Annotated in this window: 26 protein-coding genes, 3 tRNA genes and 1 pseudogene; 14 read left to right on the top strand and 16 right to left on the bottom strand. The window is 71.4% G+C overall.

Annotated elements, in window-relative coordinates:
* Nucleotides 1-54: 54 nt before the first annotated feature.
* A complete protein-coding gene (locus tag LCN96_RS38230) occupies nt 55-1,233 on the bottom strand; it encodes a glycosyltransferase family 4 protein (RefSeq protein ID WP_225267299.1) in 1,179 nt (392 codons plus the stop codon).
* A 140-nt stretch (nt 1,234-1,373) separates the two neighbouring features.
* Here LCN96_RS38230 and LCN96_RS38225 point away from each other — a divergent pair, with 140 nt between their 5' ends.
* Nucleotides 1,374-1,973 (top strand): DUF4240 domain-containing protein, encoded by a 600-nt coding sequence (locus LCN96_RS38225; protein ID WP_225267298.1) that lies wholly within the window; start codon nt 1,374-1,376, stop codon nt 1,971-1,973.
* A gap of 50 nt (nt 1,974-2,023) precedes the next feature.
* Nucleotides 2,024-2,698 carry a DUF6348 family protein gene (locus tag LCN96_RS38220; RefSeq protein ID WP_225267297.1) on the top strand — a complete coding sequence of 225 codons (675 nt, stop codon included), beginning with the start codon at nt 2,024-2,026 and terminating at the stop codon, nt 2,696-2,698.
* Nucleotides 2,699-2,830: 132 nt separating this feature from the next.
* Here LCN96_RS38220 and LCN96_RS38215 read toward each other — a convergent pair whose 3' ends face one another.
* The gene (locus tag LCN96_RS38215; RefSeq protein ID WP_225267296.1) at nt 2,831-3,307 is read right to left on the bottom strand and encodes a MarR family winged helix-turn-helix transcriptional regulator; all 477 of its coding nucleotides are present in this window, start codon (nt 3,305-3,307) and stop codon (nt 2,831-2,833) included.
* A 51-nt stretch (nt 3,308-3,358) separates the two neighbouring features.
* Here LCN96_RS38215 and LCN96_RS38210 point away from each other — a divergent pair, with 51 nt between their 5' ends.
* Nucleotides 3,359-3,745 carry a nuclear transport factor 2 family protein gene (locus tag LCN96_RS38210; RefSeq protein ID WP_225267295.1) on the top strand — a complete coding sequence of 129 codons (387 nt, stop codon included), beginning with the start codon at nt 3,359-3,361 and terminating at the stop codon, nt 3,743-3,745.
* 15 nt (nt 3,746-3,760) lie between these two features.
* Here the strand turns inward: LCN96_RS38210 and LCN96_RS38205 are convergent, their stop codons facing one another.
* Genes LCN96_RS38205 through LCN96_RS38195 form a run of 3 tightly spaced genes read right to left on the bottom strand, consistent with a single transcriptional unit; the run spans nt 3,761 to nt 6,842 of the window.
* Nucleotides 3,761-4,594, bottom strand: coding sequence for a carbohydrate ABC transporter permease (locus tag LCN96_RS38205; protein WP_225267294.1), 834 nt, complete (start codon nt 4,592-4,594; stop codon nt 3,761-3,763).
* On the bottom strand, nt 4,591-5,511 hold the full coding sequence (locus tag LCN96_RS38200) for a carbohydrate ABC transporter permease (protein WP_225267293.1): 921 nt from the start codon (nt 5,509-5,511) through the stop codon (nt 4,591-4,593). Before LCN96_RS38200 ends, LCN96_RS38205 begins: the two co-directional genes overlap by 4 nt.
* The gene (locus LCN96_RS38195) at nt 5,511-6,842 is read right to left on the bottom strand and encodes an extracellular solute-binding protein (RefSeq protein ID WP_225267292.1); all 1,332 of its coding nucleotides are present in this window, start codon (nt 6,840-6,842) and stop codon (nt 5,511-5,513) included. Before LCN96_RS38195 ends, LCN96_RS38200 begins: the two co-directional genes overlap by 1 nt.
* Before the next feature lie 306 nt (nt 6,843-7,148).
* Between LCN96_RS38195 and arfA the strand changes: the two genes are divergently transcribed.
* Complete coding sequence (gene arfA, locus LCN96_RS38190) at nt 7,149-8,642, top strand: arabinosylfuranosidase ArfA (RefSeq protein WP_225267291.1); 1,494 nt, start codon at nt 7,149-7,151, stop codon at nt 8,640-8,642.
* Here arfA and LCN96_RS38185 read toward each other — a convergent pair.
* The 6 genes from LCN96_RS38185 to LCN96_RS38160 all read right to left on the bottom strand — a co-directional run bounded on the left by LCN96_RS38185 (nt 8,639) and on the right by LCN96_RS38160 (nt 12,709).
* Complete coding sequence (locus tag LCN96_RS38185) at nt 8,639-9,655, bottom strand: LacI family DNA-binding transcriptional regulator (protein WP_449867078.1); 1,017 nt, start codon at nt 9,653-9,655, stop codon at nt 8,639-8,641. The genes arfA and LCN96_RS38185 overlap by 4 nt on opposite strands.
* Before the next feature lie 194 nt (nt 9,656-9,849).
* Nucleotides 9,850-11,313, bottom strand: a complete 1,464-nt coding sequence (locus LCN96_RS38180) for a family 43 glycosylhydrolase (RefSeq protein ID WP_225267290.1) — start codon at nt 11,311-11,313, stop codon at nt 9,850-9,852.
* A 444-nt stretch (nt 11,314-11,757) separates the two neighbouring features.
* Nucleotides 11,758-11,832 (bottom strand) — tRNA-Val (locus LCN96_RS38175).
* Between the two features lies 1 nt (nt 11,833).
* Nucleotides 11,834-11,907 (bottom strand) — tRNA-Cys (locus LCN96_RS38170).
* Between the two features lie 17 nt (nt 11,908-11,924).
* Nucleotides 11,925-11,996, bottom strand: a tRNA-Gly gene (locus LCN96_RS38165).
* Nucleotides 11,997-12,061: 65 nt separating this feature from the next.
* Nucleotides 12,062-12,709, bottom strand: a complete 648-nt coding sequence (locus tag LCN96_RS38160; protein ID WP_225267289.1) for an ACT domain-containing protein — start codon at nt 12,707-12,709, stop codon at nt 12,062-12,064.
* 81 nt (nt 12,710-12,790) lie between these two features.
* Here LCN96_RS38160 and dusB point away from each other — a divergent pair, with 81 nt between their 5' ends.
* Nucleotides 12,791-13,903, top strand: coding sequence for a tRNA dihydrouridine synthase DusB (gene dusB / locus LCN96_RS38155; RefSeq protein WP_225267288.1), 1,113 nt, complete (start codon nt 12,791-12,793; stop codon nt 13,901-13,903).
* A gap of 159 nt (nt 13,904-14,062) precedes the next feature.
* On the opposite strand, the gene LCN96_RS38150 is transcribed toward dusB, so the two are convergent.
* Nucleotides 14,063-14,842, bottom strand: a complete 780-nt coding sequence (locus LCN96_RS38150) for a phytanoyl-CoA dioxygenase family protein (RefSeq protein ID WP_225267287.1) — start codon at nt 14,840-14,842, stop codon at nt 14,063-14,065.
* Nucleotides 14,843-14,883: 41 nt separating this feature from the next.
* Between LCN96_RS38150 and LCN96_RS38145 the strand changes: the two genes are divergently transcribed.
* From LCN96_RS38145 to LCN96_RS38120, 6 genes and pseudogenes are all read left to right on the top strand, one after another.
* Nucleotides 14,884-15,783 carry a helix-turn-helix domain-containing protein gene (locus LCN96_RS38145; protein WP_225267286.1) on the top strand — a complete coding sequence of 300 codons (900 nt, stop codon included), beginning with the start codon at nt 14,884-14,886 and terminating at the stop codon, nt 15,781-15,783.
* A gap of 158 nt (nt 15,784-15,941) precedes the next feature.
* Nucleotides 15,942-16,127, top strand: coding sequence for a hypothetical protein (locus tag LCN96_RS38140; RefSeq protein ID WP_225267285.1), 186 nt, complete (start codon nt 15,942-15,944; stop codon nt 16,125-16,127).
* An 8-nt stretch (nt 16,128-16,135) separates the two neighbouring features.
* The gene (locus LCN96_RS38135; protein ID WP_225267284.1) at nt 16,136-17,680 is read left to right on the top strand and encodes an alkaline phosphatase D family protein; all 1,545 of its coding nucleotides are present in this window, start codon (nt 16,136-16,138) and stop codon (nt 17,678-17,680) included.
* 10 nt (nt 17,681-17,690) lie between these two features.
* On the top strand, nt 17,691-18,131 hold the full coding sequence (locus LCN96_RS38130; RefSeq protein WP_225267283.1) for an alpha-amylase family protein: 441 nt from the start codon (nt 17,691-17,693) through the stop codon (nt 18,129-18,131).
* A gap of 204 nt (nt 18,132-18,335) precedes the next feature.
* Complete coding sequence (locus LCN96_RS38125) at nt 18,336-18,803, top strand: alpha-amylase family protein (RefSeq protein ID WP_311132021.1); 468 nt, start codon at nt 18,336-18,338, stop codon at nt 18,801-18,803.
* Nucleotides 18,749-19,099: pseudogene (locus LCN96_RS38120) on the top strand (family 20 glycosylhydrolase); the annotation flags it as partial. The gene LCN96_RS38125 and the pseudogene LCN96_RS38120, both read left to right, overlap by 55 nt.
* Here the strand turns inward: LCN96_RS38120 and LCN96_RS38115 are convergent.
* Nucleotides 19,066-19,569 carry a DUF2087 domain-containing protein gene (locus LCN96_RS38115; RefSeq protein ID WP_225267281.1) on the bottom strand — a complete coding sequence of 168 codons (504 nt, stop codon included), beginning with the start codon at nt 19,567-19,569 and terminating at the stop codon, nt 19,066-19,068. The pseudogene LCN96_RS38120 and the gene LCN96_RS38115 sit on opposite strands and share 34 nt — an antisense overlap.
* An 8-nt stretch (nt 19,570-19,577) precedes the next feature.
* Between LCN96_RS38115 and LCN96_RS38110 the strand changes: the two genes are divergently transcribed.
* Nucleotides 19,578-20,141 (top strand): hypothetical protein, encoded by a 564-nt coding sequence (locus tag LCN96_RS38110; RefSeq protein ID WP_225267280.1) that lies wholly within the window; start codon nt 19,578-19,580, stop codon nt 20,139-20,141.
* Nucleotides 20,142-20,291: 150 nt separating this feature from the next.
* Here LCN96_RS38110 and LCN96_RS38105 read toward each other — a convergent pair whose 3' ends face one another.
* From LCN96_RS38105 to LCN96_RS38095, 3 genes are read right to left on the bottom strand one after another with little or no spacing between them, the layout of a single operon-like run.
* On the bottom strand, nt 20,292-22,790 hold the full coding sequence (locus tag LCN96_RS38105) for a DEAD/DEAH box helicase (protein WP_225267279.1): 2,499 nt from the start codon (nt 22,788-22,790) through the stop codon (nt 20,292-20,294).
* Nucleotides 22,791-22,844: 54 nt separating this feature from the next.
* On the bottom strand, nt 22,845-23,357 hold the full coding sequence (locus LCN96_RS38100; protein ID WP_225267278.1) for a GNAT family N-acetyltransferase: 513 nt from the start codon (nt 23,355-23,357) through the stop codon (nt 22,845-22,847).
* A gap of 54 nt (nt 23,358-23,411) precedes the next feature.
* Nucleotides 23,412-24,677 (bottom strand): acyltransferase family protein, encoded by a 1,266-nt coding sequence (locus tag LCN96_RS38095; protein WP_225267277.1) that lies wholly within the window; start codon nt 24,675-24,677, stop codon nt 23,412-23,414.
* A 184-nt stretch (nt 24,678-24,861) separates the two neighbouring features.
* Here LCN96_RS38095 and LCN96_RS38090 point away from each other — a divergent pair, with 184 nt between their 5' ends.
* Both LCN96_RS38090 and LCN96_RS38085 read left to right on the top strand, forming a co-directional pair.
* Nucleotides 24,862-26,109, top strand: coding sequence for a sensor histidine kinase (locus LCN96_RS38090; RefSeq protein ID WP_225267276.1), 1,248 nt, complete (start codon nt 24,862-24,864; stop codon nt 26,107-26,109).
* Nucleotides 26,100-26,747 (top strand): response regulator transcription factor, encoded by a 648-nt coding sequence (locus tag LCN96_RS38085; protein WP_185103121.1) that lies wholly within the window; start codon nt 26,100-26,102, stop codon nt 26,745-26,747. The genes LCN96_RS38090 and LCN96_RS38085 overlap by 10 nt, the downstream gene beginning before the upstream one ends.
* Nucleotides 26,748-26,833 lie beyond the last annotated feature (86 nt).

The following is a 26,833-nucleotide window of genomic DNA, read 5'->3' as shown; positions in this document are numbered from 1 at the left end:
TGGCCGGGAAGCCCGAAAGTAGGTAAATCTTTCCCGCCGGGGAGCCCGGCCGGCTCAGCGGCGATGCCAGAAGTTGTCGGCGACGCGCTCGCCCGCCGCCAGCTCCGCGAACAAATCCTCCCACAACGGCATCACCTGCTCAGGCCCGTACGCCCGCGACGTCCTGCGCGCGGCCCGACCCATCCGCACCCGCAGGTCGCGGTCGGCGATGACCCGGTTCAGTGCGGCGGCCAGCGCGTCCACGTCCCTCGGCGGGACCAGCACGCCGTCCACGCCGTCGGTCAGCACGTCGCCGGGGCCGGTCGGGCAGTCGAAGGCGACCACGGGCAGCGCGTGCGTCATCGCCTCGATCATCACCATGGGCAGGCCCTCGAAGCGGGAGCTCAGCGCGTACACGGAGGCGTCGGTCAGCTCCCTGTCCAGCCGGTCGGTACGCCCGGGCAGCGTCACGTGCTCACCCAGCCCGTACTGCTCGACCATCCCCAGAAGCTGCCCCTTGCGCGGCCCGGTGCCGAAGATGCGCAGCCGCCACTCCGGATGCTCGGCCACCACCTGCGCGAACGCCTGGATCAGCAGGTCGAACCCCTTCTGCGGCACCAGCCGCCCGGCCGCGATCACGACGGGACTCACCTGGCGGGAGGGCTCCTGCTCGACCTTGTGCACCGCGTTCGGGATCTGCACGATCGGGGTGGTGGGCAGCAGCCGCTGGTACTCCAGGCGGTTCGTGCGGGTCAGCACGGTGATGGCGTCGAAGCGGTCGTAGTAGCGGGCGATCTCCCTGCGGATGGTGTCGGGGTAGGCCGACAGGTTCATGTGCTCCTGGGCGACGCGGATGACGGTCTTCGGCGTACGCCGGGCGGAGATCAGGTTCAACGCCGGCCGGGTGGTGACCAGGATGCCGTCACGCAGCCGCGAGACGTACTCCATGGCGGCCCACTCCACCCGCTCGGTGAAGTAGTCGGCCGCGAACTCGCCCCGCGGCACCATCTTCCCGCGCACCCGGCGCCACGCCCTGCGCGCCACCGAGTCCGCCTGACGGCCGCCGCGCTGGTCGACCAGGGTGCTGACGGTGATCCGGGGGTCCAGGGCGAACTGCGGGTTGTCGCGCCGCCGTACCAGACTGACCAGCTCGACGTCGTGGCCGGCGGCGGCCATCGCGTTCGCCTGGTTCACGACCGTGCGGATGGTGCCGCCCATGCCGAAGGCGTGCAGCATGAGGTAGCGGATTCTCACGCGGGGCGCCCGCGGTCGGCGACTCCAGCGTCGGGACCAGGGGGAACGAGAACTCGGGGGCAGTTCATGCAGAGGCAGACTACCCCGCGTTCCTGGCAGTTCCCTGGCAACGTCGGACCCGTTCGGTATGTTTGCCTGCCGTGGACCTGGAACCCTTCTGGGAGCTCGTCGAGCGGGCCCGCGCCGACGCGGGCGGCGACGCACTCGGCCAGATCGAGCTGCTGGTGGAGTGGCTGAGCCGGACGTCGGCCGCGCGGGTGCGCGAGTTCGGCGCGCAGTGGGAGCAGGCCATGGACGCGCTCTACACCTGGGAGTTGTGGGGAGCGGGCGCCATCATGCTCGACTTCTGCAGCGACGACGGGTTCGAGTACTTCCGCGCCTGGCTGGTGTGCCACGGCAGACGGGTCGCCGAGGTCGCCGCCACCGACCCCGACCGGCTGGCGGAGCTGGAGCTGGCCTTCGTGGACGGTGACGCGACGCTGGAGGAGGCCCTCGGCGTGGCGCACCGGGCGCACACCGCGATCACCGGTGACGAGGAGGCCTGGTGGGAGGAGGACGACGACATCGGTGTCGGCTTCAGTGGGCCGGCGGGTGAGCCGTGGCCGACCACCGTCGAGGGGTTCGCCGCCCGCTGGCCCCGGCTGTGGCGCGCGTACGGCCCTCGCGCCTGGCTCGCCCCGCCCTGCCACGGAGATCCGGCGGACGGGCTGCTCAATATCGCGCGCCCGCCCACTCGATGATCAACTAGCCTGGCGGGTGACGAGGCGAGCGCGAGGCGAGGGGTGCGGGCATGGACGGCGTACGGCCGGCGGACGAGGTGGTGCTCGGCAGGGTCGCCGAGCAGCTGAGCGCGGCCACGGGGCAGCACTGGGAGGTTCGTGACGGCCTGGCCGAGGGCCCGGGCACGCTCGCCGTACGCCTCGGCGCCGACCACACCGGCAGCCCCGCCCACCTCGACCTCGACTTCGTCCTCAACCTCGACACCACGATCTCCGACTGCGTCACCGGCTACGGCGCCACCGTCGAGGAGGCGGTGGACCGGGCGATCCAGATGTGGCTCGGCACGACCGGCGGCGCCCTGCTCGAACTCCTCGTCCAGGACGGCTCCCACGCCGCCCACTTCGCCCCGGGCGACCCCGACGGCTTCCCCGGCTGGCACGCCATCCACGGCGGCATCGTCGGCTGGGGCACGGGCGACGAGCACGACGCCGTGCAGCGGTGGGCGGTCCAGCACGTCCTGCTGCCGCACCTGGCCCCGGCGCTCAAGGGCACGCTCGAACGGGAGCACCTCGTGGGGGTCAAGGCGTTCTTCGGCGGCGGCGCCGGCACGCAGACCGCCGAGGTGCGGGTCAACGGCGCCTGCCACGAGGCGGGGTCGCGGGCGCTGGCGCAGCTCGACTGGCCGCGACCGGCCGGCGGCGTCTCCTACGCCCGCACGTTCGTCCTGCTCGTCCACCAGGAGTGAGCGCGGCCCGCTCGCCCAGAACTGAGCGGGGACACGCTCGTCCAGGAGTGAGCGCGCGCACGCTCGTCCCCCAGAAGTGAACAGGCGTGCGGCCTGCGGGGGCGCCTCAGGGACGAGCCGCGCGACCTGACGTCACCGCGGCGGCCGGACCTCCCGCCGCCGGACGGCCCCGGCCCCGCCCAGCTCGCCGAGCAACTCGGCGAGCAGCGCCCGGCACTCCTCCACCCGCGCGCGCCCGCCCAGCTCCGCCAGCCGCTCCTCCTGCGCCGCCCGGGCCCGCCGCGCCGCCGCCACCGCCTCGCGCCCGCGCCGGCTCAGCCGCACCCGCCGAACGCGCGCGTCGCGCGGATCCGGCACCCGCTCGACGTACCCCAGCCCTTCCAGCTCGCCCACCACCTTGGACGCCGCCTGCTGCGTGACCTCCATCCGCCCGGCCAGCTCCCCGATCGTCCGGCCCTCCTCGACGAGGTGCTGGAAGACGTACCCATGGGAGACCCGCAACCCGGCGAACCCTTGCGCGGCCAGCTCCTCCTGCACGGCCGCGGCGGCGGCCGAGCCGACGAACAGGGCGAGGGTGCCGAGATCGAGGTCGCGTGGCTCCACGGTCATGCCACCCATCCTGCCCTTGACAACCATGGTTGTACAACTACGGTTGTTAATATGCATCCCCACATCGACCTCGCCGTCCGCTACCACCAGGCGGTCGCCGACGGCACGGGCACCGAGCCCTACCTCCACCCCGACGTGGTCCAGCACGAGCTGCCCAACCTGCTCTTCCCCGGCGGCGCCGTCCGCGACCTCGACGGCCTGTGCGAGGCGGCAGAGCGCGGGGCCAAGGTGATCAGTGAGCAGCGCTTCGAGGTGCGCAACGCGGTCGCGTCCGGCGACCAGGTGGCCCTGGAGGTCCTGTGGACCGGCACCCTGGCCGTCCCCCTGCGCGACCTGCCCGCCGGCCACGTGCTCCGGGCCCACCTCGGCGTGTTCCTGGAGTTCCGCGACGGCCGCATCGTGGCCCAGCGCAACTACGACTGCTACGAGCCCTTCTGACAGCCGTGGCTACCCTCACTGACCGGCCAGCCCCGTGTGCGCCACCCCCCGTACGATCTGCCGCTGGAACATCACGAACACGACGAGCAGCGGCAGCCCCGCCAGCACCACCGACGCCATGATCTGCGCGTACCGCAGCCCGAACGTCCCCTGCACCACGTTCGCCAGCCCCACCGGCAACGTCATCGTGTTCGGATCGGTGGAGACGAGGAACGGCCACAGGAAGTTGTTCCACGTGGTGATGAACGTGAAGATCGCCACGGCGGCGAGGACCGGCCGCGACAGGGGCAGCACGATGGTGAAGAAGACCCGCCACCGCCCGGCCCCGTCCACGAAGGCGGCCTGCTCCAGCTCAGGCGGCACGTCCTGGAAGAACTTGACCAGGATGTAGACGATCAGCGGAGCCGCCACCTGCGGCAGGATGATGGCCCACCAGGTGTCCACCAGCCCCAGCGTGACCATCTCGGCGAACAGCGGCGCGATGAGCACCTGCGGCGGCACCATGATCCCCGCCAGGATCAGCGCCAGCAGCACCCGCTGCCCCCTGAACTGGGTGCGGGCGAAGCCGTACGCCGCCATGGCGGAGAACAGCACGGTCAGGAACGTGACGATGACCGCGGTGACGGTCGAGTTGATCGCCCACTTGACGATGCCGCCGGTCCCCAGGACCAGCGCGTAGGAGTCGAGGGTGAGCTCGCTGCCGAACCACTGCAGCGGCAGCTTGGTGGTCTCGTCCTCCGGCTTGAGCGAGGTGGCCACCGCCCACAGGACGGGGGCGAGCCAGACGGCCGCCAGCACCAGGGCGATGACGAGCAGGATGAGCTGGCTCCAGCTGAACCGCTTGGTCACGACGCGACCTCCTCGCGCTTGCGGAACAGCCGGAGCTGCGCCAGGGAGACGATGACGATCAGGGCGAACAGGATGTACGACACGGCCGAGGCGTAGCCGGTGCGGTAACCGGTGAAGCCGACGTCGTAGGCGTACTCGATGATCGGCCGGGTGGAGTCCTGCGGCCCGCCGCCGGTCATCAGGTAGATCTGGTCGAAGACCTTCAGCGAGGCCACCAGTTGCAGCACCACGATGAGCGCCGTGGTGCGGCCGAGCAGCGGCAGGGTGATGGAGCGCAGCTTGTCCCAGGCGGAGGCGCCGTCGATGGCGGCGGCCTCGTACAGGTGCTGCGGGATCGACTGCAGGGCGGCCAGGTAGAGCAGGAAGTTGAAGCCCACCGTCCACCAGACGGTGGTCAGCACCATCGACCACATGGCCACGGACGGGTCGCCGAGCCACAGCACGTCGGTGCCGAGCGTGCCGTTGATCAGGCCGTAGTCGGGCGGGTAGATCATCTGCAGCCACAGGATCGACACGACGGCCGACGGCAGCAGGAACGGCCCGAAGAACGACAGCCGCCACAACCACTGCACGAACCGCAGGTTGTGCACCAGCAGCGCGAACACCAGCCCGAGGAAGACCAGCGGGATCGTGCTCAGCACGGTGAAGACCACCGTGTTCCACAACGAGCGCCACATGCGCGGGTCGCCGAACGCCTCGACGTAGTTGTCGAAGCCGACGAACTTGTTGTTGCCGCCGGCGATGTTGACGCTCGACAGGCTCATCTGGAAGCCGAGCAGGGTCGGCCACACGAGGAAGGCCACGTAGATCAGCAGGAACGGCGCCACGAACACCATCCCGTGCTGGGTCCAGCCGCGCCGGACCTTGGGCGTGGCGACGGGGGCGGCGGTCGCGGGGGCGGCGACGGTGGTCGTCATCAGCGCTCCTCGTCGGGGAAGGGATTCGGGGCGGCCATCAGCCGGGTCAGCGCGGCCTTGGCGGCGGCCAGGCCGTCCTCCGGCGTGCGCGTGCCGCCGATGACGGGGGAGAACGCCTCACCGAACTCGATCCACAGCCGCGAGGCCGAGCCGGTGTACCAGACCTGCGGGTCGAGGGCGACCTCGGTGATGACGGAGCGGTACTCCGACTGCGGCTGCAACGCCAGGTACTCGGGCTGTTCGAGCGCGGGCAGGTACGCGGGCACGTGCCCGGCCACCGCCCAGTCGGCGCTGTTCTTGACCAGGTAGGCGATGAAGCGGTAGGTGGCCCGTTCCACCTCGGGGTCCCGGTCGCGCTGGTGCGGCAGCACGAACGAGTGGCAGTCGGCCTGCGCGGCGCCGGTGCCGAGGACGGCGGGGAAGCGGGTCATGCTGAACGGCGTCCTGCGTTCCTTGAGGCCGGTGGTCTCCCAGTCGCCGTTCCACAGGAACGCGGCCTCGCCGTTGGTGAACTTGGCGACGGAGGCGCCGTAGTCCGTACGCCAGTCGCACAGCCCCTCCTTGCCCAGCCGCTGCATGAGCCGCAGGGCCTCCAGCGCCTTGGCGTCGTCGATGGTGACTTTCGTGCCGTCGTCCGACAACAGGGTGCCGCCGCTCTGTGCATACAGCGCGTACCACACCCGCCACGGGCCCACCGTGCCGAGGCCGAGCGCGTCGAAGGCCAGCGGCGGCTTGCCGCCCATCACCTCCTTGGCCTTGGTGAGCTGGGCGATGAGCTCGTCCACGCCCTTGGTGGGCAGCAGCTTGCCGTCGGGCCCGAGCAGCCCCGCCCGCCCGCAGAGGTCGGTGTTGTAGTACAGCACCATCGGGTGCGCGTCGAACGGGATCGCGTACAGCACGCCGTCGAGATGGGCGCGCTCCCAGATGGGCGGGCTGAAATCGGCGGCCTTGAGTCCGGCCTCCTCCAGCAGCTCGACGTTGATCGGGTCGAGGATCTTGCCCGCGCCGATGCCGGCCAGCCGGGCCAGGTGGAAGGTGGCCAGGTCGGGCGAGCGCCCGCCGGAGCCGGCCATCGCGATCTTGGTGTAGTAGGGCTCGCCCCAGGCGAGCACGTTCTCCTCGACGAAGATGTCGGGGGTCTGCTCGGCGAACGCCTGGACCATCTGGTTCATGATGATGCCGTCGCTGGCGCCGAGGAAGTGCCAGTACTGCACGCGGGTCTGGGACGAGCCGAGCCCCACGGGGATCGCGCATCCTGTGGCGGCGGCGCCGAGCAGTGCGAGGCTGCCGCCGAGAAGGTGCCGGCGGGTGATGTCGGGGGGACCGTGCACTGGGGGCCTCTTCCTTCACCGAGCTATCGCTAGGCCATGTTCTCGCTAACATCCGGGAGGTTCAGGGCAGCCATGAAGGGGCCTTCCGCGCCTGGCGCGTAGGCGGTAGGGCGAGCCGTCCGGGTCGCGGAGGCCGCCGCGCGGACCCCGTTGTTTCGGCGGGGTTACCCGAGTGTTAGCGGTAACAAGCAGCCTGTCAAGGGTCCGCCCGCAACCGGTTGCGGCGATCGCCACCCCTTGACCGGTCCCTGTGATAGCGCTAACAATCGGGACCACGTAACGCCCGAGAAACAGGGAGCGCCGCCCGTGCATCAGGCCAGACTCACCCTCGATCCCGCCTTCAAGGTCGCCCCGGTACGCCGGCGCACCTTCGGCACGTTCGTGGAGCACCTCGGGCGCTGCGTCTACACCGGCATCTACGAGCCCGGCCACCCCACCGCCGACGAGGACGGCTTCCGCCGCGACGTCCTCGACCTGACCAGGGAGCTGGGCGTCTCCACCGTCCGCTACCCCGGCGGCAACTTCGTCTCCGGCTACCGCTGGGAGGACGGCATCGGCCCCGTCGCCGAGCGCCCGCGCCGGCTAGACCTGGCCTGGCACAGCACGGAGACGAACGAGGTCGGCGTCGACGAGTTCGTCCGCTGGTGCCGCAAGGCAGGCGTGGAGCCCATGATGGCCGTCAACCTCGGCACCCGCGGCCTCGCCGAGGCCCTCGACCTGCTGGAGTACGCCAACCACCCGTCCGGCACCACGCTGTCCGACCTGCGCGTCGCCAACGGCGCCAAGGAGCCGCACGACATCAGGATGTGGTGCCTGGGCAACGAGATGGACGGCCCCTGGCAGACCGGCCACAAGACGGCCCGAGAGTACGGCCGGCTGGCCGCCGAGACCGCCCGCGCCATGCGCATGGTGGACCCGAAGCTGGAGCTGGTCGCCTGCGGCAGCTCCAGCTCCAGCATGCCGACGTTCGGCTCGTGGGAGGCCGAGGTGCTGGAGGAGACCTACGACCTGGTCGACTACATCTCCTGCCACGCCTACTACGAGGAGAAGGACGGCGACCTGGGCAGCTTCCTGGCCAGCTCGACCGACATGGAGTACTTCATCGCCTCGGTCGTGGCCACCGCCGACCACGTCGGCGCGCGGCTCAAGTCCCGCAAGAAGATCAACATCTCCTTCGACGAGTGGAACGTGTGGTACCTCTCGCGCTTCCACGACGCCGGCACCCCGCAGGACTGGCCGGTCGCCCCGCCCCTGCTGGAGGACCACTACAACCTCGCCGACGCGGTGACGTTCGGCGGGCTGCTGATCACGCTGCTGCGCAACAGCGACCGCGTCACCGCCGCCTCGCTGGCCCAGCTCGTGAACGTGATCGCGCCCATCGTGACCGAGCCCGGCGGCCGGGCCTGGCGCCAGACCACCTTCCACCCCTTCGCCCAGGCCTCCCGGTACGCGGCCGGTGACGTGCTGCGCGTGGAGCCGCACTCGCCGGCGTACGAGACGAAGCAGCACGGCGAGGTGCCGCTGCTGCACGCGGTCGCCACCCACTCCGCTTCGCAGGGGACGACGCTGTTCGCCGTCAACCGGTCGACCGACGGGCCGCTGTCGCTGGAGATCGACGCCCGGGCGCTCGGTGGCGTCCGCATCGTCGAGGCCAGCACACTGACCGACCCGGACGTCTACGCCCGTAATACGGCCGACGACCCCACCCGGATCACGCCGCGCCCGAACGGGGACGTCGAGGCCGACCCGCTGCGGGTGCTGCTGCCCCCGGTCTCGTGGAACGTGATCCGGCTGGCCTAACCCGCGGGCGCGGGGCCGGTGCTCTCGCGGACGACCAGCTCGGGCTCGACCAGCCGCCGCGCCTCCGGCTCCGCCCCCGCCATCCGGTCCAGCAGCAGGTGGAACGCGTGCCGCCCCACCTCGCCGAAGTCCTGTCGCACGGTCGTCAGCGGCGGCCAGAAGTAGGCCGACTCCGGGATGTCGTCGAAGCCCGCCACGCTGACGTCCTCAGGCACCCGGCGCCCGGCCTCGCGCAGCGCGCGCAGCACGCCGAGCGCCATCTGGTCGTTGGCCACGAACACCGCGGTGACCTCGGGGTCGGCGGCGAGGTGGCGGCCGAGCTGGTAGCCGGAGCGGGAGCTCCAGTCGCCGCGCAGCACGTCGGGCACCGGTCGCCCGGCCGACTCCAGCACGCCGCGCCAGCCCTCGATGCGGCCGTTGGCGTCGAGCCAGTCGGCGGGCCCCGCCACGTGCCACACGCTGCGGTGGCCGAGGCTGAGCAGGTGGCGGGTGACGCGGGCGGCGCCGGTCCGCTGGTCCACCTTCGCCACGGGGACGGGGATGTCGTCGCCGGCGTCCACCGCGACCACCGGCATCTCGGGCGGCAGGTGCCGCAGCCCGTCGGCGGCCGACTCGTGCGGCGCGACGATGATCACGCCGTCGACGGACTGGGTGCGCAGCCGCTGCACGCCCTCCTCCATCGACCTGCGGTTCAGTGAGCTGAGGCTGGCGATGCTGACGTTGTAGCCGGCGTGCCTGGCGGCCTGCTCGATGCAGTAGAGCGTGGAGGCCGGGCCGTACAGGGTGGTGTCGATGCTGACCACGCCCAGCACGCCGGAACGGCCGGTGACGAGCTGGCGGGCGGCCTGGTTGGGCCGGTAGTCCAGCTCGCGGACTGCGGCCAGCACCCGAGCCCTGGTCTCGGCGCGGACGAGATCGGGTGAGTTCAGCACCCGCGAGACGGTCATCGTGGAGACGCCGGCGAGCACGGCGACGTCCATGAGCACCGCAGGCCTGCCCGGTTTGGATCTCACCGCGGCTCACCCCCTCAGCGGTAACGCTAACAGGCGGAAGGGGCGAGCGCGCGATCATTATCGGCGGGTCGTAGAGCGGGGGGCGGGTGGGGCGGGTGGGGCGGGTGGGGCGGGTGGGGCGGGTGGGGCGCCAGGCGGAGCGTCAGGTGGGGGCGCCAGGCGGGGGTGTCAGGCGGGGGTGTCAGGCGGGGGTGTCAGGCGGGGCGGATGGACCACTGTTGGCAGTTGTTGTTCAGCCAGCTCCACTGTCGCACGTCCGTGCCGTCCGCCGTCCCGCAGTCGGCCACGTCGGCGACCTTGCCGGTGGCGGCGTTGACGATCCGCACCCACCCCCCGGAGGCGGTGTAGACCAGGCGGAACCGCTGGCAGGTGTTGTTCAGCCAGCTCCACTGCCGGATGTCGGTGCCGTCGGCGGCGGCGCAGTCGGCCAGGTCGGCGACCTTGCCGGTGGCCACGTTCACCAGCCGGCTGGTGTCGTCGGCCTGGTCCTCGATCCGCCAGCGCTGGTTGCTGCCACCGTTGCAGGCCCACTGCTGGATGTTCGCGCCGTCCGCCGTCCCGCCGCCCGCGACCTCCAGGCACTTGCCGCTGTTGCGGTTGACCAGCGTGTACGCCGTCGGCGTGGCCGCCGTCTCCCCGGCGGGTGCGGGCAGGGAGGTGCCGGTGGCGACGGGGGTGCCGAAGTTCGGCGTGCCGTCGGCGTTCCAGGTGAACCTCTGGGCCCGGGTGGTGCGGTTGTTGTCGCAGCCGCCGCCGCTGGAGCTGTTGGCGTGGTAGACGATCCAGTTCTCGGCGCCGTTGGGCGAGGTGAAGAAGCCGTTGTGGCCGGGGCCGTACACGCTGCCCGAGCGCTGGAACACCGGCGTCGCCTTCTTCGCCCAGCTCGACGCGCTGAGCGGGTTGCCGCCGTTGTAGGTGAGCTGGCCGAGCTTGTAGTCGGGGCCCCAGCAGGCGCTGGCCGAGTAGATCACGAACGTCTGCCCGCCGCGCTGCAGCGCCTCCGGCCCCTCGTTCACCGTCCCGCCCTGCGTCTCCCAGCTGTAGGTGGGGCTGGAGATCCGGGTGAAGGTGCTGGAGCTCAGCGTGTACGGGTTGCTCATCGGCGCGATCACCAGGCTCTGCTGGCTGCCCGCGATGAAGCCGCTGCCGAGCAGGTACAGGGAGCCGTTCAGGGCCATGGGACTCGCGTCGATCAGCCAGCCGCCCGGCGTGAGGTTGGAGCCCGACAGCATGCTCCGGTAGGAGTACGGCCCGAGGGGATCGCTGCCCGCGCTCTCCAGCACGTGGGTGCGCTGGCTGTCACAGCAGGCGGCGCCGACCGCGCCGGCCGAGTAGTAGATGTACCAGCGGCCGTTGAGCTGGTGCAGCTCGGGGGCCCAGAAGTTGGTGCCGCGGGAGGACGTGGTGTCCTGCCAGACCTGGATGCCGGGGGCCGTGGGCAGGCCGCCGAGGGTGGGGGAGCGGCGCACGACCAGCGTGTTCGTGAAGCTGGTGGTGATCAGGTAGTAGTTGCCGTCGTGCCAGGTCAGCCAGGGGTCGGCGCCCTTCTGCGACTTGATGGGGTTGGTGTAGGAGGTGGCCGCCTGGGCCGGGCCGGTGCCGGGGACCACCAGGGCTAACAGGAGGAGCGACAGGGCTGCCAGGGTTCTGCGAAGCATCGGGACTCCTTGATAGCGCTAACATTTCGCGGCCTTGATTGGGGAGGTGCCGCGATTGTTAGCGCTCACGTGGAGGGTGTCAACGGCAACTGAGACTTTCATCCTCTGTTGGAACCGACTGGTACTACATCCGCATCGACGGATACGTGCCGCCCATCGGGAAGAAGGCTGAGGAGGGGTCCTTCTGGACGGTGCCGTACGACGATCCGTACCGCGCGCAGGAAGGGCGGGGACGCCGTGAACGCGGCGATCGGGCACCAGGACCGAGGACGGCTACCTGGGGCCCGACCTCGAACAAGTGCCGCAAGGTCTTCGCCGGTAGGCGCTGGACCCAACGCTGCCTGCGTTGAACGTTGCCGGCGTTGGACGCTGTCTGCGTTGGACGCTGCCTGCGTTGGACACGGACAAGCCCCGGGCTCGGCGAGCCCGGGGCCTGATGCCGGATGGTGGACGATACTGGGATTGAACCAGTGACCTCTTCCGTGTCAGGGAAGCGCTCTCCCGCTGAGCTAATCGTCCGTGGAGGTGGCGACGGGATTTGAACCCGTGTGGACGGCTTTGCAGGCCGCTGCCTCGCCTCTCGGCCACGCCACCGAGTCAAACCCTCTCCGAGCGGAAGACGGGATTCGAACCCGCGACCCTCACCTTGGCAAGGTGATGCTCTACCACTGAGCCACTTCCGCGCTGTGGTGCGTTCGCACCTGGTTAACAATAGCGCGTTTCTCGACCGGATGCTTACTCGCGGGCGCTACCGGGGCTCCTTGCGGAGCTGGCGGGCCACGCTGCGCTCGGTGGCGGGGAGGCTGAGGAAGATCTCCAGGATGCGGGTGAGGCGGTGCACCTCGATGCGGTGGAAGGCCGGGCCCTCGGAGCGGGCCAGCAGGAGCGACAGGGCCAGGGGCGGGAGCGGGGCGTGGATGAGGTGCAGGCCGCCGTCCCCGGTCAGGGCCGTGGGGCGGGCGGGCACCTCGTCCGGGAGGGTCAGATCCTGAGGGGCGCGCCAGCTCGCGTAGACGAGGCGGCGGTCGGCGGCTGCGGTGGCCGCCCAGTCGGCGCTGAACAGGACGGGCAGCGAGTCGATGAGCGTGGTCAGGGCCCGGTCGCCGGCCGTGGTGATGTACTTGAGTATCTCCAGCTCGGGGTAGGTGCCGGGGGCCTCGCGGGTGGTCCAGATGCCTTCGACGGTCACGCCCTCGACGCTCTGCAGGCTCTTGAGCAGGGTCTGACGGGGCGTGCTGTCGGGGCAGAAGACGGTGATGTCGTCGACCGCCCGGCCCGCGCCTCGGTCGAGCACGGTGACCTGCGTGATGTCGGCGCCCGCCACGCCCAGGACCTTGGTGACCTGCGCCAGCGAGCCCGGCCGGTCGGGCAGCGCGACGCGCACTCGAAGAAGCATCCATCCCCCTCAACCGAAGATGCCGATCACAGACTATCCGCGAATACCGGTTGCGGCTTGACCTGCGCTACAACTGTCGGGGTGAAGATTGGGCCGATTGAGGTATGGCCGCCGGTGGTGCTCGCGCCGATGGCGGGCATCACGAACGCGCCGTTCCGGGTGCTGTGCCGGGAGCAGGGCGCCGGGTTGTTCGTGTGCGAGATGATCACGACCAGGGGTCTCGTCGAGCGCAATCCCAAGACGATGCGGATGATCAGGTTCGACGAGTCGGAGCGGCCCAGGAGCATCCAGCTCTACGGGGTGGACCCCGAGGTCGTGGGCCGGGCGGTGCGGATGATCGCCGAGGAGGACCTCGCCGACCACGTCGATCTCAACTTCGGCTGCCCCGTGCCCAAGGTGACCAGGCGGGGCGGCGGGTCCGCGCTGCCGTACAAGCGGAACCTGCTGCGCCGCATCCTGCGCGAGGCGGTGGCGAACGCGGGCCCGCTGCCCGTGACGATGAAGATGCGCAAGGGCATCGACGACGACCACCTGACCTACCTCGACGCCGGGCGGATCGCCGCCGAGGAGGGGGTCTCCGCGATCGCGCTGCACGCCCGCACCGCCAAGCAGCACTACGGCGGCGTCGCCGATTGGGAGGCCATCGCGCGGCTGAAGGAGGCCGTGCCCGAGATCCCCGTGCTGGGCAACGGCGACATCTGGTCCGCCGACGACGCGCTCAGGATGGTGGCGCGCACCGGCTGCGACGGGGTGGTGGTCGGGCGCGGGTGCCTGGGGCGGCCGTGGTTGTTCAAGGACTTGGCGAACGCGTTCGACGGCGACCCCGAGCGGGCCCGGCCGACCCTCGGCGAGGTCGCCGAGGTGATGGCCAGGCACGCCGAGGGCCTGGCCGGGTGCTTCGACATCGAGCGGTACGCCGTGGCCGACTTCCGCAAGCACGTCGGCTGGTACCTCAAGGGGTTCACGGTGGGCAGCGAGCTGCGGCGGGAGCTGGCCACGGCCGAGTCGCTCGACGGGCTGCGGGCCGGTCTGGCGAAGCTGGAGCACGATCAGCCGTGGCCGCCGAACACGGACACACCACGGGGCAAGTCGGGGGAGCGGTCCAAGGTGCTGCTGCCTGACGGGTGGCTGGACGATCCGTGGGACTGCCCCGTGCCCGACGGAGACGCCGAGTCGGATATCTCCGGCGGCTGACCACCGGCGCGGGCCGCGTCTCCGGTGGACGACCGGCGTGGACCTGGCCTCCGGTCTGCGGCGGGTGGCCGATCCGGACGGAGTGCTCCGGTGGGTGGCTGATGCGGGCGGTGTGCTCCGGTGGGTGGTTGGTGCGGGCGGTGTGCTCCGGTGGGTGGGCTAGTGGGGGCCGGTGATCTCCGTGCCGCAGGGGCCGCCGCCGAGTGCCGGTTCGAGCCGTACGGGGTCGCCCGACATGGTGAGCGTCGGGTAGTACTCCGCGATCCGCTCGGCCGAACGGCCCACGTAGTGGCAGATGAAGCTGCGGCGGAAGCGGTCTGCTGTGCTGTTCGGCTCGGAGCCGTGCACGAGGCTGCCGTTGAAGAACAGCACGTCCCCCGGGTTCATGTCCACGGGGACCTTCTTCAGGCCGGGCGGCGGCGGCACGTACTCGCGGGTGAACGAGACGCCTTCATCGGCCTCCTCCGGGCAGAACAGGTCCATGAGGTGGGTGCCGGGCACCACCTCCAGACCGCCGTTGGCCCGGTCCACCCGGTCGAGCGCCACCCAGGCGGCCACGCAGGTGCCGGGCTCGACCCGGAGGTAGAAGTTGTCCTGGTGCAGCGCCTGGCCCCTGGCACCCGGCGGCTTGAAGTAGAACATGCTCTGGGCTGCTATCGGCTCCTCGCCCAACAGGTCGCGCAGGATCGCGCCGATGCGCCTGTCGAGCAGGTAGCGCAGGGCCACGTCGTTCACCTGGTGCGGGTGCATGATCCGGGGATAGTCGCGCAGGATGTCGTACGGCTGCCCAGGCGCCTGCGGCTGCGGCGCGAAGTGACCCGGGATCGGACCCCGGGCGTGCAGCGCCATGAACTCGTCGCGCAGCTCGGCCACCTCTTCCTGGGCGAGGAGACCGGGCACCAGCACGTACCCCTGATCGTGGAAGTCGTTGAGCCTCATGCCTCTCACGCTAAGGAGCGCTGTCGTGCAACGGTATGCCTGTGACCGCTGAGGACCTGTCTGTTCCTGCTGCCGAGCTGATGATCGTGGGGCACTACGACAAGCCCGCCGGGTACGCCACGCGGCGTTCCGGCGGCTCGCCGAGCTGGTTGTTGTTGTGGACCGAGGCGGGGGAGGGGCTCGTCGAGCAGGGCGGGGCGGGGTTCCGGGTGGGGGCGGGGGATCTGGCGGTGCTGGGGTCGGGGGTGGCGCAGCACTACCGGGTGTCGCCGGCGGTGGGGCGGTGGCGGTTCTGGTGGGTGCACTTCCAGCCGCGGGCCGCGTGGACGGTGTGGCTGGGGCCGCATGCCAGGGGTGGCGGGGCGCACCTGGTGGCGGGGGTTCCGGGGGGTGTGCACGAGCGGATCGGGCTGGCCTTCCGGCGGGCGTTGCGCGATGCCCGCTGGACGCCGGACGCCCGCGTTCCGTATGTGGCAGGTGTGCCGTCCGAGCTGCGCGCGCCGGCCGTGGTGGTCGGTGGTCCGGCCAGGGAGCTGGTGCTGGGGGCCGTGGAGGAGGTGCTGGTGCTGGCGACCGCCACCGCGAGGCCGCAGGGCAGGGGTGAGGAGGGCGACGAGCGGGTACGCCGGGCGCTGGCGATCATCACGGCCGAGCCGGGGGCGCCGCACTCGGTCGCCTCGCTCGCGCGCGCGGTCGCGCTCTCGCCCTCCCGTTTCGCCCACCTGTTCGCCGAGACGACCGGTCAGACGCCGATGCAGGCCGTACGCAGGGCGCGGGTGCGCCACGCGGCGAGCCTGCTGGAGGTGACCGACATGGACGTGGGGCAGGTGGCGGCGGCCTCGGGCTTCGTCAGCCCGTTCCACTTCAGCCGGGCTTTCAGGAAGGAGTACGGCCTGCCGCCCCGGGACTACCGCGCCCGGCTGCGCCCGGCCACCGGGTGACGGCGTTGCGCCGGTCATCCGGGGCGGGCAGCCGCATGCACCGGCGCTCCAGCCGCGCCCGCAGCCGGTCGACAGCACGTCGGCCGAGCACGAGAAGCCGCCGCCGAGCACCACCATCGCCGGCGGCGGCGCCGAAGCCCCTGTGCACCGTGCCGCCGATGATCGACGTGACGCCGTTCGCCCAGGAGGCGGAGGGCACCACCTGCCCGCGGCCGATCACGACGGGATTCACCGGGTTCGAGACGAAGCTTAACCAGATTTTCAACGAGCTGTATCTCGGCGAACTCTCTCCGCAAGCAGCCGCCGACCAGGCTGTCGCCGAAGGCAACGCCACCGTCAAGTAAGGACCCCCATGATCACCCGGCGTTCACTTGTCGCCGGGGGCGTCGGCCTGGGCATGTCCGCGGTACTGGGGGTTCCCCCTGTGCACGCGGCTGCCCGGCGCGCCCCTCTGTCCGACCCCTTCCAGCTCGGCGTCGCCTCGGGCGAGCCCACGCATGACGGCGTGGTGCTCTGGACCCGCCTGGCCATGAACCCGATCGCGCCCGACGGCCTCGGCGGCATGCCGGACCGGCCGGTGTCCGTCCAGTGGCAGCTCGCCAAGGACGAGAACTTCCGACAGGTCGTACGCCGAGGCGCGCAGGTCGCCCGCCCCGAGGCGGCCCACAGCGTGCACGTCGAGCTCGACGGGCTCGACCCCGGCGCCGAGTACTTCTACCGCTTCAAGGCCGACGGCGAGCTGAGCCCGGTGGGCCGCACCCTCACCGCGCCCGCGCCCGGCACCCGCAGCACGCCGCTGAACCTGTCGTTCACCTCCTGCGCCGACTACCAGGCCGGCTGGTTCACCCCGTACCGCAGGATGGCCGAGGACCAGCCCGACCTGATCGCCTTCCTCGGCGACTACATCTACGAGTACGGCGACTACAAGTACCCGGTACGCGACCAGGCCGGCGGCGAGTGCCTGGACCTGGCCGGCTACCGCCTGCGCCACGCCCAGCACAAGGCCGACCCTGAGTCGCAGCTCGCGCACGCCATCGCCCCCTGGGTCGTGGTGTGGGACGACCACGACATCGAGAACGCCTGGGCGGGCGACGTGCCCGAGCAGCCCGACCCGCCCTTCCTCCAGCGCAGGGCCGAGGCGTTCCAGGCGTACTACGAGAACATGCCGCTGCGCCGCGCCCAGCGGCCCAGGGGCGCCGCGCTCGACCTCTACCGCAGCATCCGCTGGGGCACGGTCGCCAACCTGCACCTGCTCGACACCCGCCAGTACCGCGACCTGTACGCCTGCACCGGGAAGAGCGGCACGGTCGGCCCCGACTGCGTGCAGCGCTTCGAGCCCAACCGCACCATGCTCGGCCGCGAGCAGGAGGCCTGGCTGGACGACCGGCTCAAGCGCTCGCGCGCCACCTGGGACCTGCTCGGCCAGCAGGTCTTCTTCATGGAGATGGACTGGACGAACGGCGAGGGCAAGGGCTACTCCAACGAGGGCTGGGACGGCTACGTCGCCTCCCGCGACCGCCTGACCGCCGCCATCGACACCTACCGGCGCAACGCGGTGGTGCTCACCGGCGACGTGCACTCCCACTGGGCCGGCGAGGTCAAGCGCGACTTCCGCGACCCCGAGTCGAAGCCCGTCGCCGTCGAGCTGGTCACCACCTCGGTCACCAGCGCGGGCAACGGCCTGGACGAGTACCCCAACACGCAGGTCCTGCTGAATGAGAACCCGCACGTCACGTTCTTCAACGGCCGCCGCGGCTACGTGCGGACCCGGATCACCGAGCGCGAGATGAAGGTCGACTTCCGCTCGCTGTCCCGCGTCACCGAGCCCTACGCCCCCGCCTACACCTCCGGCTCCTTCGTCATCGAGCCGGGCCGCCCCACGCTGAACCCCGCCTGACAGGACCCCCATGCGCACGATCACGGCCGCCGCCGCGGCGGCCCTCCTCAGCATGCCCTTCTTACCCCTGCCCAGCGCCGCGGAGACGGTCACCGCCCCGCCGATGGGCTGGAGCAGGCGCTCGCTCGGCTGCTCGGTCTCCGAGCAGTCCGTACGCCGGGCCGCCGACGCCCTGGCACCCCTCGCCCCGCTCGGCTACCGGTACGTCATCATCGACGACTGCTGGCTGGCCCCGCAGCGGGACGGCGGCGCCCTGGCCGCCGACGCCACCCGCTTCCCCGGCGGCATCGCCGCGCCGGCCGGCTACGTGCACGGCAAGGGCCTGAAGCTCGGCCTGAGCCTCTCGGCCGGCACCAGGGCCTGCGCCGGCGGCGGCCCCGGCTCCCACAGGAGCGAGAGCGCCGACGTCCGATGCGGCAGGCGCTCGGCCAGGACGTCGTCTTCGCCATGAACAACGAGGACGGCAGCACCGTGCCCTGGCTCTGGGGCAAGGACACCGGCGCCACGACCTGGCGCACCAACGTCTACAACCGGCCCATCGCCGACTCCTACGCCACCATGGTCGACATCTGGGAGTTCAACCAGCTCAGGGCCGAGTACACGGGCCCCGGGAGCTGGGCCGACCCCGACCTGATCCAGGCGGGGGCGCGGCGGCATGACCGAGACGGAGTACCGCACCCAGTTCACGCTCTGGGCCATGGGCGCCGCCCCGCTGATCCTCCAGGCCGCCCCGGCGCAGGCGCCGGCCTCGGTCGTGGCCAACCCCGAGGTGATCGCCGTGGACCAGGACCCGCTGGGCGCGCACGGCACCCTCGTCCGCTCCGACGGCTGGTACCACGTGCTGTCCAAGCCGCTGCGCAACGGTGACAGGGCCGTCGCGCTGTTCAACGAGAGCGACCGCGCGGCCGTGATCTCCACGGACCTCGGCGGGCGGCACCGCGTCGAGGACCTGTGGACCGGCGCTGTCTCCGCCACCGCGGGGAAGCTGGCCGCCCAGGTGCCCGCGCACGCCGCGCTGCTCTACCGGGTCAGCGCGAGCGGGGAGCAGGCCCGGCCGAGCGGCGCGGCGAGCCGGCCGCCGCGCGCGTCCTCGGCGCCCAGTGCGGCGTCTGGACCGAGCTGATCGACTCGGGGCGCCGGGTGGACTACATGGCCTTCCCCCGCCTGGCGGCCTTCGCCGAGACCGTGTGGAGCCCCGCCGGGCGCGACCTGCCCGATTTTCGCGAGCGGCTGGCGGCACACCTGCGGCGGCTGGACGCGATCGGCGTGGAGTACCGCCGGGCGGAGGGACCGCTGCCCTGGCAGACCAGGCCGGGGGTGCCAGGACGGCCGGAGACGCCGGAGCAGTGGCAGGCCAAGCTGGACGCCTGGACGAGCAACCTCCGTCAGATCTCCACGGGCCCGCCGCTGCGCCAGTAGACGTTGCCCTCCCGCGAGAGGAGCTCCTCGTCCACCAGGTAGCGGCGCAGCGCCGCGTAGTCGTCGTGGAAGGCCCGCAGCGCCACGTTCACGTCCTTCTCCGGATACCGCACGCCGGGCTCGAAGACGCGGGAGATGTAGCGCAGCACGACGAGCCGCTTGTCGCGCCGCATCGCCGTCGTCGTCAGCCGCCCGTCCACCAGGAAGGTGCGCAGCACCCGCTCCTCCTGGCTGAGCGGCTGCGCGGGCTCCGCGTGCGCCCGCAGCAGGTCGCGGAAGCGCTCCGGCGTGGCCCGCCACGCGCCGCTCTCGTCGCAGGCGGCCAGCCCGCCGTTCTCCAGCTTCCGCAACGCCTTGACGGGCAGGCCGTCGGTGGCGCCGAGCACCAGGGAGGCGAAGGTCTTCAACGTCTCGTCCTGGTAGAGCAGGCCCAGGACGCGTCTGATCTCTTCGTCGTTCACTCGTACCATTTTGACCCATGATCGCAGCACTGATGCTGGCGGCCACGGTCGCCGTTCCGAACAACTTCCTGCTGTACGAGAAGGAAGCCGCCAAGAAGGACAACGACCCCGAGACGAGCTGGTCGGCCAGCGGCAGGCGGACCGCCCCGCTGGTCGTCAACCCGTGCCAGCAGGCCAAGCTCGGCCAGGCGGGGCGCACGCAGGCCAGGACGCTGACGTACACGGCCGTGCCCGACTACTCCAAGTCGGAGCAGGTGGTGCTCTACGCGTCGGCGTCCGCCGCCGGGAAGGCGTTACGGGACCTGGAGGCCGCCGTGCGCGCCTGCGGCAGCGCCGCCTACCGCTACTCGGCCGCCGCCGTCGCCCTGGGTGACAAGGGGCTGATGGTGACGGGGCAGGCGTACCAGGGCAGGAAGGCGGCCGTCGGCGGCGAGCGGGCGATCGTGACGCGCCGCGCGAACGCGCTGATCCTCTACACCGTCGCGGGCGAGTGGGGGAAGCCCGCCAAGGCCGACTTCATGCGCCAGACCAGCGACACCAAGCGCATGCTCGCCAAGATTTGCACCCTCGCCGACTGCTGAACGCAAGGAATGTCTCGATCTTGGGACATTGTCATGACACGATCCCGACGTTTTCGGGCGGAAACTGAATCGACAGGCCTGTGCCGGGGCGCCCTTGCCAGTCCGTTCCGGCACCAGGCTTGTCGCTTCTCTCCAGCTCTCCGCAGCTCTCTACAGCCGGTTGAGCCCCTGCACATGCAGGACGGCCCGGCCCTCCTCGTCGGACGCCGCCAGATCCACCTGGGCGTCGATGCCCCAGTCGCCGTCGCCGGCCGGATCCTTGATCGTCTGCCGCACCTTCCACAGGCCGCTCTCCTCCTCGATGCGCAGCAGCGCGGGGCCGCGCGCGTCGGCGTCGGTGAAGATCTCCTCGTGGTCGGCGTAGTACGCGTCGAGCGCCGCGCCCCAGTCGACGTCGGGGGCCAGCTCCTCCAGCTCGTCCTCCTTCTCGATCGCGCACAGCTCGACCAGCCGGAACATCGCGTTGCGCACCAGCACGCGGAAGGCCCGCACGTTGGCGGTGACCGGGCGCACCTTGACGTCGAGCTGCTGCTGCTGCTCCAGCGCCGCCTCCGGGTTGGTCAGCTTCTCCCACTCGTCGATCAGCGAGGAGTCGACCTGGCGCACCAGCTCACCGAGCCACTCGATGAGATCGACCAGGTCGTCGGTCTTGAGGTGCTCGGGCACCGTGCGCGACAGCGTGCGGTAGGCGTCGGCCAGGTAACGCAGCACCGTGCCCTCGGACCGGGCCAGCTCGTAGAACTGGATGTACTCGCTGAACGTCATCGCCCGCTCGTACATGTCGCGCACCACCGACTTGGGGCTGACCGTGTAGTCGCCCACCCACGGGTGCCCGCGCCGGTAGGTCTCGTACGCGCCGAGCAGCAGGTCCTCCAGCGGCATCGGGTACATGACCTCGGCGAGCTGCTCCATGCGCTCTTCGTACTCGATGCCGTCGGCCTTCATCTGCGCGACGGCCTCGCCCCTGGCCTTCTTCAGCTGGGCCGACAGGATCTGGCGCGGGTCGTCGAGGATGGACTCCACGATCGAGACCATGTCGAGGGCGTACGCCGGCGACTCGCGGTCGAGCAGGTCGAAGGCGGCCAGCGCGAACGTGGACAGCGCCTGGTTCAGCGCGAAGTCCTCCTGCAGCTCGATCGTCAGCCGGGCGCGGCGGCCCTGCTCGTCGGGCTCGCGGAACTGCTCGACGATGCCGCCCGCCAGCAGCGACCGGTAGATGGCGATGGCCTGGCTGATGTGCCGGCGCTGCCACTTGCGGTCCTCGTGGTTGTCGGTCAGCAGGTGCTTCATCGCCTGGAAGCAGTCGCCCGGCCGGTTGATCACCGCGAGCAGCATGGCGTTGCTGACCTTGAAGCGCGAGTTCAGTGGCTCGGGCTCGGCCTCCTGCAGCTTCTGGAACGTCTCCTCGCTCCAGCCGACGAAGCCCTCCGGCGGCTTCTTGCGGGCGTAGCCGCGCCGCCGCTTGGGGTCGTCGCCGATCTTGGCCAGCGCCTTGGCGTTCTCGATGTCGTGCTCGGGGGCCTGGCAGGCGACGTAGCCGATGGTGTCGAAGCCCGCCCGGCCGGCCCGGCCGGCGATCTGGTGGAACTCGCGGGCCCGCAGCCGCCGCACCTTGTTGCCGTCGTACTTGGACAGCGCCGTGAACAGCACCGTGCGGATCGGCACGTTGACGCCGACGCCCAGCGTGTCGGTGCCGCAGATGACCTTCAGCAGGCCCGCCTGCGCCAGCCGCTCCACCAGGCGGCGGTACTTGGGCAACATGCCGGCGTGGTGCACGCCGATGCCGTGACGCACCAGCCGCGACAGCGCCCGCCCGAACCGGGTGGTGAACCGGAACCCGCCGATCATGGTGGCGATGGCCTCCTTCTCGGCCTTGGTCGCCATGTTGATCGACATCAGCGCCTGCGCCCGCTCCATCGCCGCCGCCTGCGTGAAGTGCACGACGTAGACCGGCGCCTGGCCGGTGGAGAGCATCTCCTCCAGCGTCTCGTGCAGCGGCGTCATCCGGTAGGAGTACACCAGCGGCACCGGCCGCTCGGCGTGCTTGACCACCGCGGTCTCCCGGCCGGTGCGCCTGGTCAGGTCGCTCTTGAACATCGACACGTCGCCGAGCGTCGCCGACATCAGGATGAACTGCACCTTCGGCAGCTCCAGCAGCGGCACCTGCCAGGCCCAGCCGCGGTCGGGCTCGGCGTAGAAGTGGAACTCGTCCATCACGACCTGGCCGATGTCGGCCGCCGCGCCGTCGCGCAGCGCCACGTTCGCCAGGATCTCGGCCGTGCAGCAGATGATCGGCGCACCGGGATTGACGCTGGCGTCGCCGGTCATCATGCCGACGTTCTCGGTGCCGAAGACGGCGCACAGGTCGAAGAACTTCTCCGACACCAGGGCCTTGATGGGCGCGGTGTAGAACGTGCGCTGGTCGCGGGTCAGCGCCGTGAAGTGGGCGCCCGCCGCCACCAGCGACTTGCCGGAGCCGGTGGGAGTGGCCAGGATCAGGTTGTTGCCGGAGACCACCTCGATGAGGGCCTCCTCCTGGGCGGGATAGAGGGTGAGCCCCCGCTCGGCGTTCCAGGCGACGAACGCGTCGAAGATGGCGTCGGGATCGGCGTCGATCTCTTCGGGCAGGCGGTCAACGAGTAGGCTCACACCCCTATCCTGCCGAAGTTTGCCGGGTGCTCGAACCCGGGGCGGCCAACTCGGTCAAGGCCGCTCCGCCTGGCGCAGGTCGAGCTGCATCAGTGCGGTGTCGATCCAGCGCCCGTGCTTGAAGCCGACCGCTCTCAGGCGCCCCGCGGCGGCGAAGCCGAACTTCTCGTGCAGCCGGGCGGAGGACGGGTCGCCGGAGTCGGCGATCACCGCGACGAGCTGGCGGGCCTCGGTCTCCCTCGCCCTGTCGATCAGCGTGCCCAGCAGCAGCCGCCCGAGCCCCTGGCCCGTCCGCCCGGGCGCCAGGTAGATCGTGTCCTCCAGCGTGTGCCGGTAGGCGGGCTTGGGGCGGTACTGGGCGACGTAGGCGTACCCGGCGACCTCCCCGTCCACCTCCGCCACCAGGAACGGCAGCCCGGCCCCCGTGATGCCGCCGGCCTTGGCGCGCCACTCGTCCGCCGTGAGCGGCGTCTCGTCGAACGTGGCCACCGTGGTGGTCACGTAGTGGGCGTAGATCCCGGCGACGGCCGGAAGGTCGGTTTCGGTCAGGGCGCGCACTTTCGTCATGCGCACATTCTGCTCACGGGAGGATGACGGCCGTGTTACCGGAGCTTCACCGGGTCAGACACGGGTTCTCGGCGCCGTCATCAGCAGCCCGCCGAGCAGCGCGAGCACCGCCAGGAACGGCCCGCCCCCCGGCGCGAACCCGCCCACCGTCAGCGTCAGCACCCCGCCGCCGACCAGGCCGGCGGCCGCGAGCATGCCATGCCACCCCGCCGTCCCGTACGGCAGCGACGGCGGCGTCTCGAACCGGGCGAACCCCTTCAGCAGCGGCCACATGACCAGGCACAGCAGCCCGAACCAGACCGGCCAGCCGGCGAACCACAGGACGCTGCCCGGCCGCGGCGTGTCCACGCCCAGCAGCACCACGACCACCCCGGTCACCGCGAACAGGGCCGGCATGTGCCACAGGTACATCGTCATGATCCGCGGCCCCGCCCAGTCCAGCAGCCGGCGGACGGGCAGCCGCACCAGCGCGGGCCGCAGCGTCACCGCCAGCCCGACCTGCCCCAGGCCGACGGCCAGCATGGCGAGCGTGGGCGGGGCCATGTTGGACACCTCGGCGCCCGGCAGGCCGATCATGCTGCCCGGGTAGGGGCCGTACGCCACCAGCAGCGCCGCGGCGCTGAACCCGCCGAGCGCCAGCGCCCAGGCGCCCCGCAGCCTGCCCTCGGCGTAGAAGAAGCCGAGCTGGTGCACGGCCATCCAGACGAAGACCACATTCAGGTAGCCCACGGCGTCGAGGCCGGTGGCGAACCTGGCCACGTCCGTCAGCACCGCCAGGGCCGCCAGCGCCGCCGGGACCCGCCAGCCGTACCGCTCGTGCAGGCGCAGCGCGTACGGGGTCGCCGTGACGGCGATCAGGTACACGGCCAGGAACCACAGCAGCTGGCCCGTCAGCTTCGCCCCCACCTCCAGCGGCTGCGCGGGCACGCCCAGGGAGAGCAGGACGTGCGGCAGCGGGATCCACACCGCGGCCAGCGGCAGCAGCGGCCAGGCCAGCCGCCGCAGCCGCACGGCCAGCCACGCGGGGGCGGGAGCAGGGGAGCGGGTGAAACTGATGGCGTTGGCCGCGCCGCCCGCGAAGAACACCAGCGGCATCACCTGGCTGAGCCACGTCACGACCCACACGCCGGGCGTGGACAGCGCGTTGCCCGTCGTCAGCCGGCCGCCCTCGTAGTCGAGCACCGGGATCGTCCAGTGCTGGAACACGATGAGCGCCATGCCCACCACGCGCAGCAGGTCGATGAACGGGTCGCGCGCGCTCGCCACGCGGGCGGCCGGCGCTGTGGTCGGCGCCGTGGGGCGGTCCAGCAGGACGGTCATGGGAGCCTCGATCTCAGGGGGAGCGAACGCACTCAAGGCTTCCGCCGCGCGCCCGATCGCACATTGCCGCGAGCCACCCAGTCGAGGTCGAGGTCCCGTCACCACCAGGGGTAGGGCTGGCCCTACCCCCGCACACCGGCGCACCTGCTCGTGCCGCCCGGCGCGGCGCTCTACCGTGGTGGCCATGCGCTCCCTGACGAGGCGGGTCCTCCTTGACACCCGATACACGCTGGTCGGCTTCCCCACGACGCTGATCGGCTTCGTGCTCATGGTCGCGGGTTTCGCCGCCGGGCTCGGCACCGCCGTGGTGTGGATCGGCGTGCCGCTGCTGGCGGGCACGCTCATGGTCGCGCGGGGCTTCGCCGACGCGGAGCGCGGCTGGCTGTCGGACGTGCTGCGGCGCCCGCCCGTACGGCCGAGGTACAAGCCCGTGCCGCAGGGCGCCGGGCGGTTCCGCCGGCTGGTGAACCCGCTGACGAGCGGCCAGTCCTGGCTCGACCTGCTGCACGGCATCATCAACCTGCCGTTCGCGGTCTTGGCGTTCGTGCTCACCGTCGTCTTCTGGGCGGTGCCGCTCGCCGGTCTGACGTACCCGCTGTACGGCCTCGTCACCTCCAACATCCCCGGCAACACGGAGCTGCCCGAGCTGCTCGGCCTGGGCGACGGCTACCTGGTCAACGCCACCTTCTACGTGGTGCTGGGCCTGGTCTTCACGCTGATCATGCCGTTCGCCGTCCGCGGCGCCGCGCTGGTGCGGGCCGGGCTCGGCAGGGCGCTGCTGACCGGCGTGGCCGAGCTGCAGGAGCGCATCGACGACCTGGCCGAGGGCCGCGCCGCCGCCGTCTCCGCCGAGGCCAACGCGCTGCGCAAGCTGGAGCGCGACATCCACGACGGGCCGCAGCAGCGGCTGGTCTCGCTGGCCATGGAGCTGTCCAGGGCGCAGCGGCAGCTCGCCAAGGACCCCGAGGCGGCCCAGGCCACGATCAAGTCCGCGATCACCGCCACCCGCGAGACGCTCGACGAGCTGCGCGCGCTCTCGCGCGGCATCGCCCCGCCCATCCTGTCCGACCGCGGCCTGGCGCCCGCCCTGGCCGCCCTGGCGGGCCGCTGCACGGTCCCCGTGGACCTGGACGTGCAGACCGTCGAGCGCTACCAGGCCGCGGTGGAGAACGCGATCTACTTCGTCTGCGCCGAGACCCTCACCAACGTCGCCAAACACAGCCGCGCCACCGTCTGCACCGTCCAGCTCGCCCGGGTGGGCGGCTACCTGATGCTCACGATCGGGGATGATGGGGTCGGCGGCGCACACGTCGCCAAGGGACATGGGCTCGCCGGGCTGGCCGACCGGCTCCGCGCAGTCGACGGGGAGCTGACCGTGCAGTCGCCCGACGGCGGGCCCACACTCATCGTGGCGGAGGTGCCGTGCGGGTAGTCGTGGCCGATGACGCGGTTCTGATCAGGGAGGGCCTGGTCAGATTGCTCGAGGAGTTCGGCTGCGAGGTGGTGGCCACCGTCGGTGACGGCGACGCCCTCGTGGAGGCGATCGCCGAGCACAAGCCCGACGTGTCGGTGGTGGACGTGCGCATGCCGCCGTCCTTCACCGACGAGGGCCTCAGGGCGGCCGTGGAGGCCCGGCGCAGGGTGCCGGGGGCGCCCGTGCTGATCCTCTCCCAGTACGTCGAGGTCTCCTACGCCGACGACCTGCTCGCCGACGCCAGAGGCGCGGTGGGCTACCTGCTGAAGGACCGGGTCGTGGACGTGGACGAGTTCCTGGAGGGCCTGCGGCGGGTGGCCGCCGGTGGCACCGTGTTCGATCCGCAGGTGGTGTCGCAGTTGATGGTGCGCAGGCGCAAGGACGACCCGCTCGCACAGCTCACGCCGCGCGAGCGCGAGGTGCTGGGGCTGATGGCCGAAGGGAAGTCCAATCCGGCCATCGGGCGGCAGCTCGTGATCAGTGACGGAGCCGTCGAGAAGCACATCAGGAGCATCTTCAACAAGCTCGGCCTCTACGCGGAGGACAGCGACCAGCATCGCCGGGTGCTCGCCGTGCTGACCTACCTGCGTTCCTGATCGATTCCGACCCCTCGGCCCGGCCCGCCGTCGAGCGGGGCGGCTCCGCCCGCCGGTCCCTCCTGGCCGGAGAGGGGTCGCTGGCC

This window comes from Nonomuraea gerenzanensis, from assembly GCF_020215645.1.
GTDB lineage: Bacteria > Actinomycetota > Actinomycetes > Streptosporangiales > Streptosporangiaceae > Nonomuraea > Nonomuraea gerenzanensis.
The sequence above is the reverse complement of the archived record's forward strand: the minus strand, read 5'-3'. Positions and strand labels throughout refer to the sequence as shown.

Bases quoted from the DNA above. Each gene is read 5' to 3' on its own strand.
- LCN96_RS38130 (WP_225267283.1), top strand. From the start codon at position 17,691: ATGCGCACGATCACGGCCGCCGCCGCGGCGGCCCTCCTCAGCATGCCC.
- LCN96_RS38200 (WP_225267293.1), bottom strand. From the start codon at position 5,511: ATGACGACCACCGTCGCCGCCCCCGCGACCGCCGCCCCCGTCGCCACG.
- LCN96_RS38110 (WP_225267280.1), top strand. From the start codon at position 19,578: ATGATCGCAGCACTGATGCTGGCGGCCACGGTCGCCGTTCCGAACAAC.
- LCN96_RS38220 (WP_225267297.1), top strand. From the start codon at position 2,024: ATGGACGGCGTACGGCCGGCGGACGAGGTGGTGCTCGGCAGGGTCGCC.
- LCN96_RS38095 (WP_225267277.1), bottom strand. From the start codon at position 24,677: ATGACCGTCCTGCTGGACCGCCCCACGGCGCCGACCACAGCGCCGGCC.
- LCN96_RS38180 (WP_225267290.1), bottom strand. From the start codon at position 11,313: ATGCTTCGCAGAACCCTGGCAGCCCTGTCGCTCCTCCTGTTAGCCCTG.
- LCN96_RS38090 (WP_225267276.1), top strand. From the start codon at position 24,862: ATGCGCTCCCTGACGAGGCGGGTCCTCCTTGACACCCGATACACGCTG.
- LCN96_RS38215 (WP_225267296.1), bottom strand. From the start codon at position 3,307: ATGACCGTGGAGCCACGCGACCTCGATCTCGGCACCCTCGCCCTGTTC.
- LCN96_RS38115 (WP_225267281.1), bottom strand. From the start codon at position 19,569: ATGGTACGAGTGAACGACGAAGAGATCAGACGCGTCCTGGGCCTGCTC.
- LCN96_RS38135 (WP_225267284.1), top strand. From the start codon at position 16,136: ATGATCACCCGGCGTTCACTTGTCGCCGGGGGCGTCGGCCTGGGCATG.
- LCN96_RS38125 (WP_311132021.1), top strand. From the start codon at position 18,336: ATGACCGAGACGGAGTACCGCACCCAGTTCACGCTCTGGGCCATGGGC.
- LCN96_RS38140 (WP_225267285.1), top strand. From the start codon at position 15,942: ATGATCGACGTGACGCCGTTCGCCCAGGAGGCGGAGGGCACCACCTGC.
- LCN96_RS38150 (WP_225267287.1), bottom strand. From the start codon at position 14,842: ATGAGGCTCAACGACTTCCACGATCAGGGGTACGTGCTGGTGCCCGGT.
- LCN96_RS38210 (WP_225267295.1), top strand. From the start codon at position 3,359: ATGCATCCCCACATCGACCTCGCCGTCCGCTACCACCAGGCGGTCGCC.
- LCN96_RS38160 (WP_225267289.1), bottom strand. From the start codon at position 12,709: ATGCTTCTTCGAGTGCGCGTCGCGCTGCCCGACCGGCCGGGCTCGCTG.
- LCN96_RS38100 (WP_225267278.1), bottom strand. From the start codon at position 23,357: ATGACGAAAGTGCGCGCCCTGACCGAAACCGACCTTCCGGCCGTCGCC.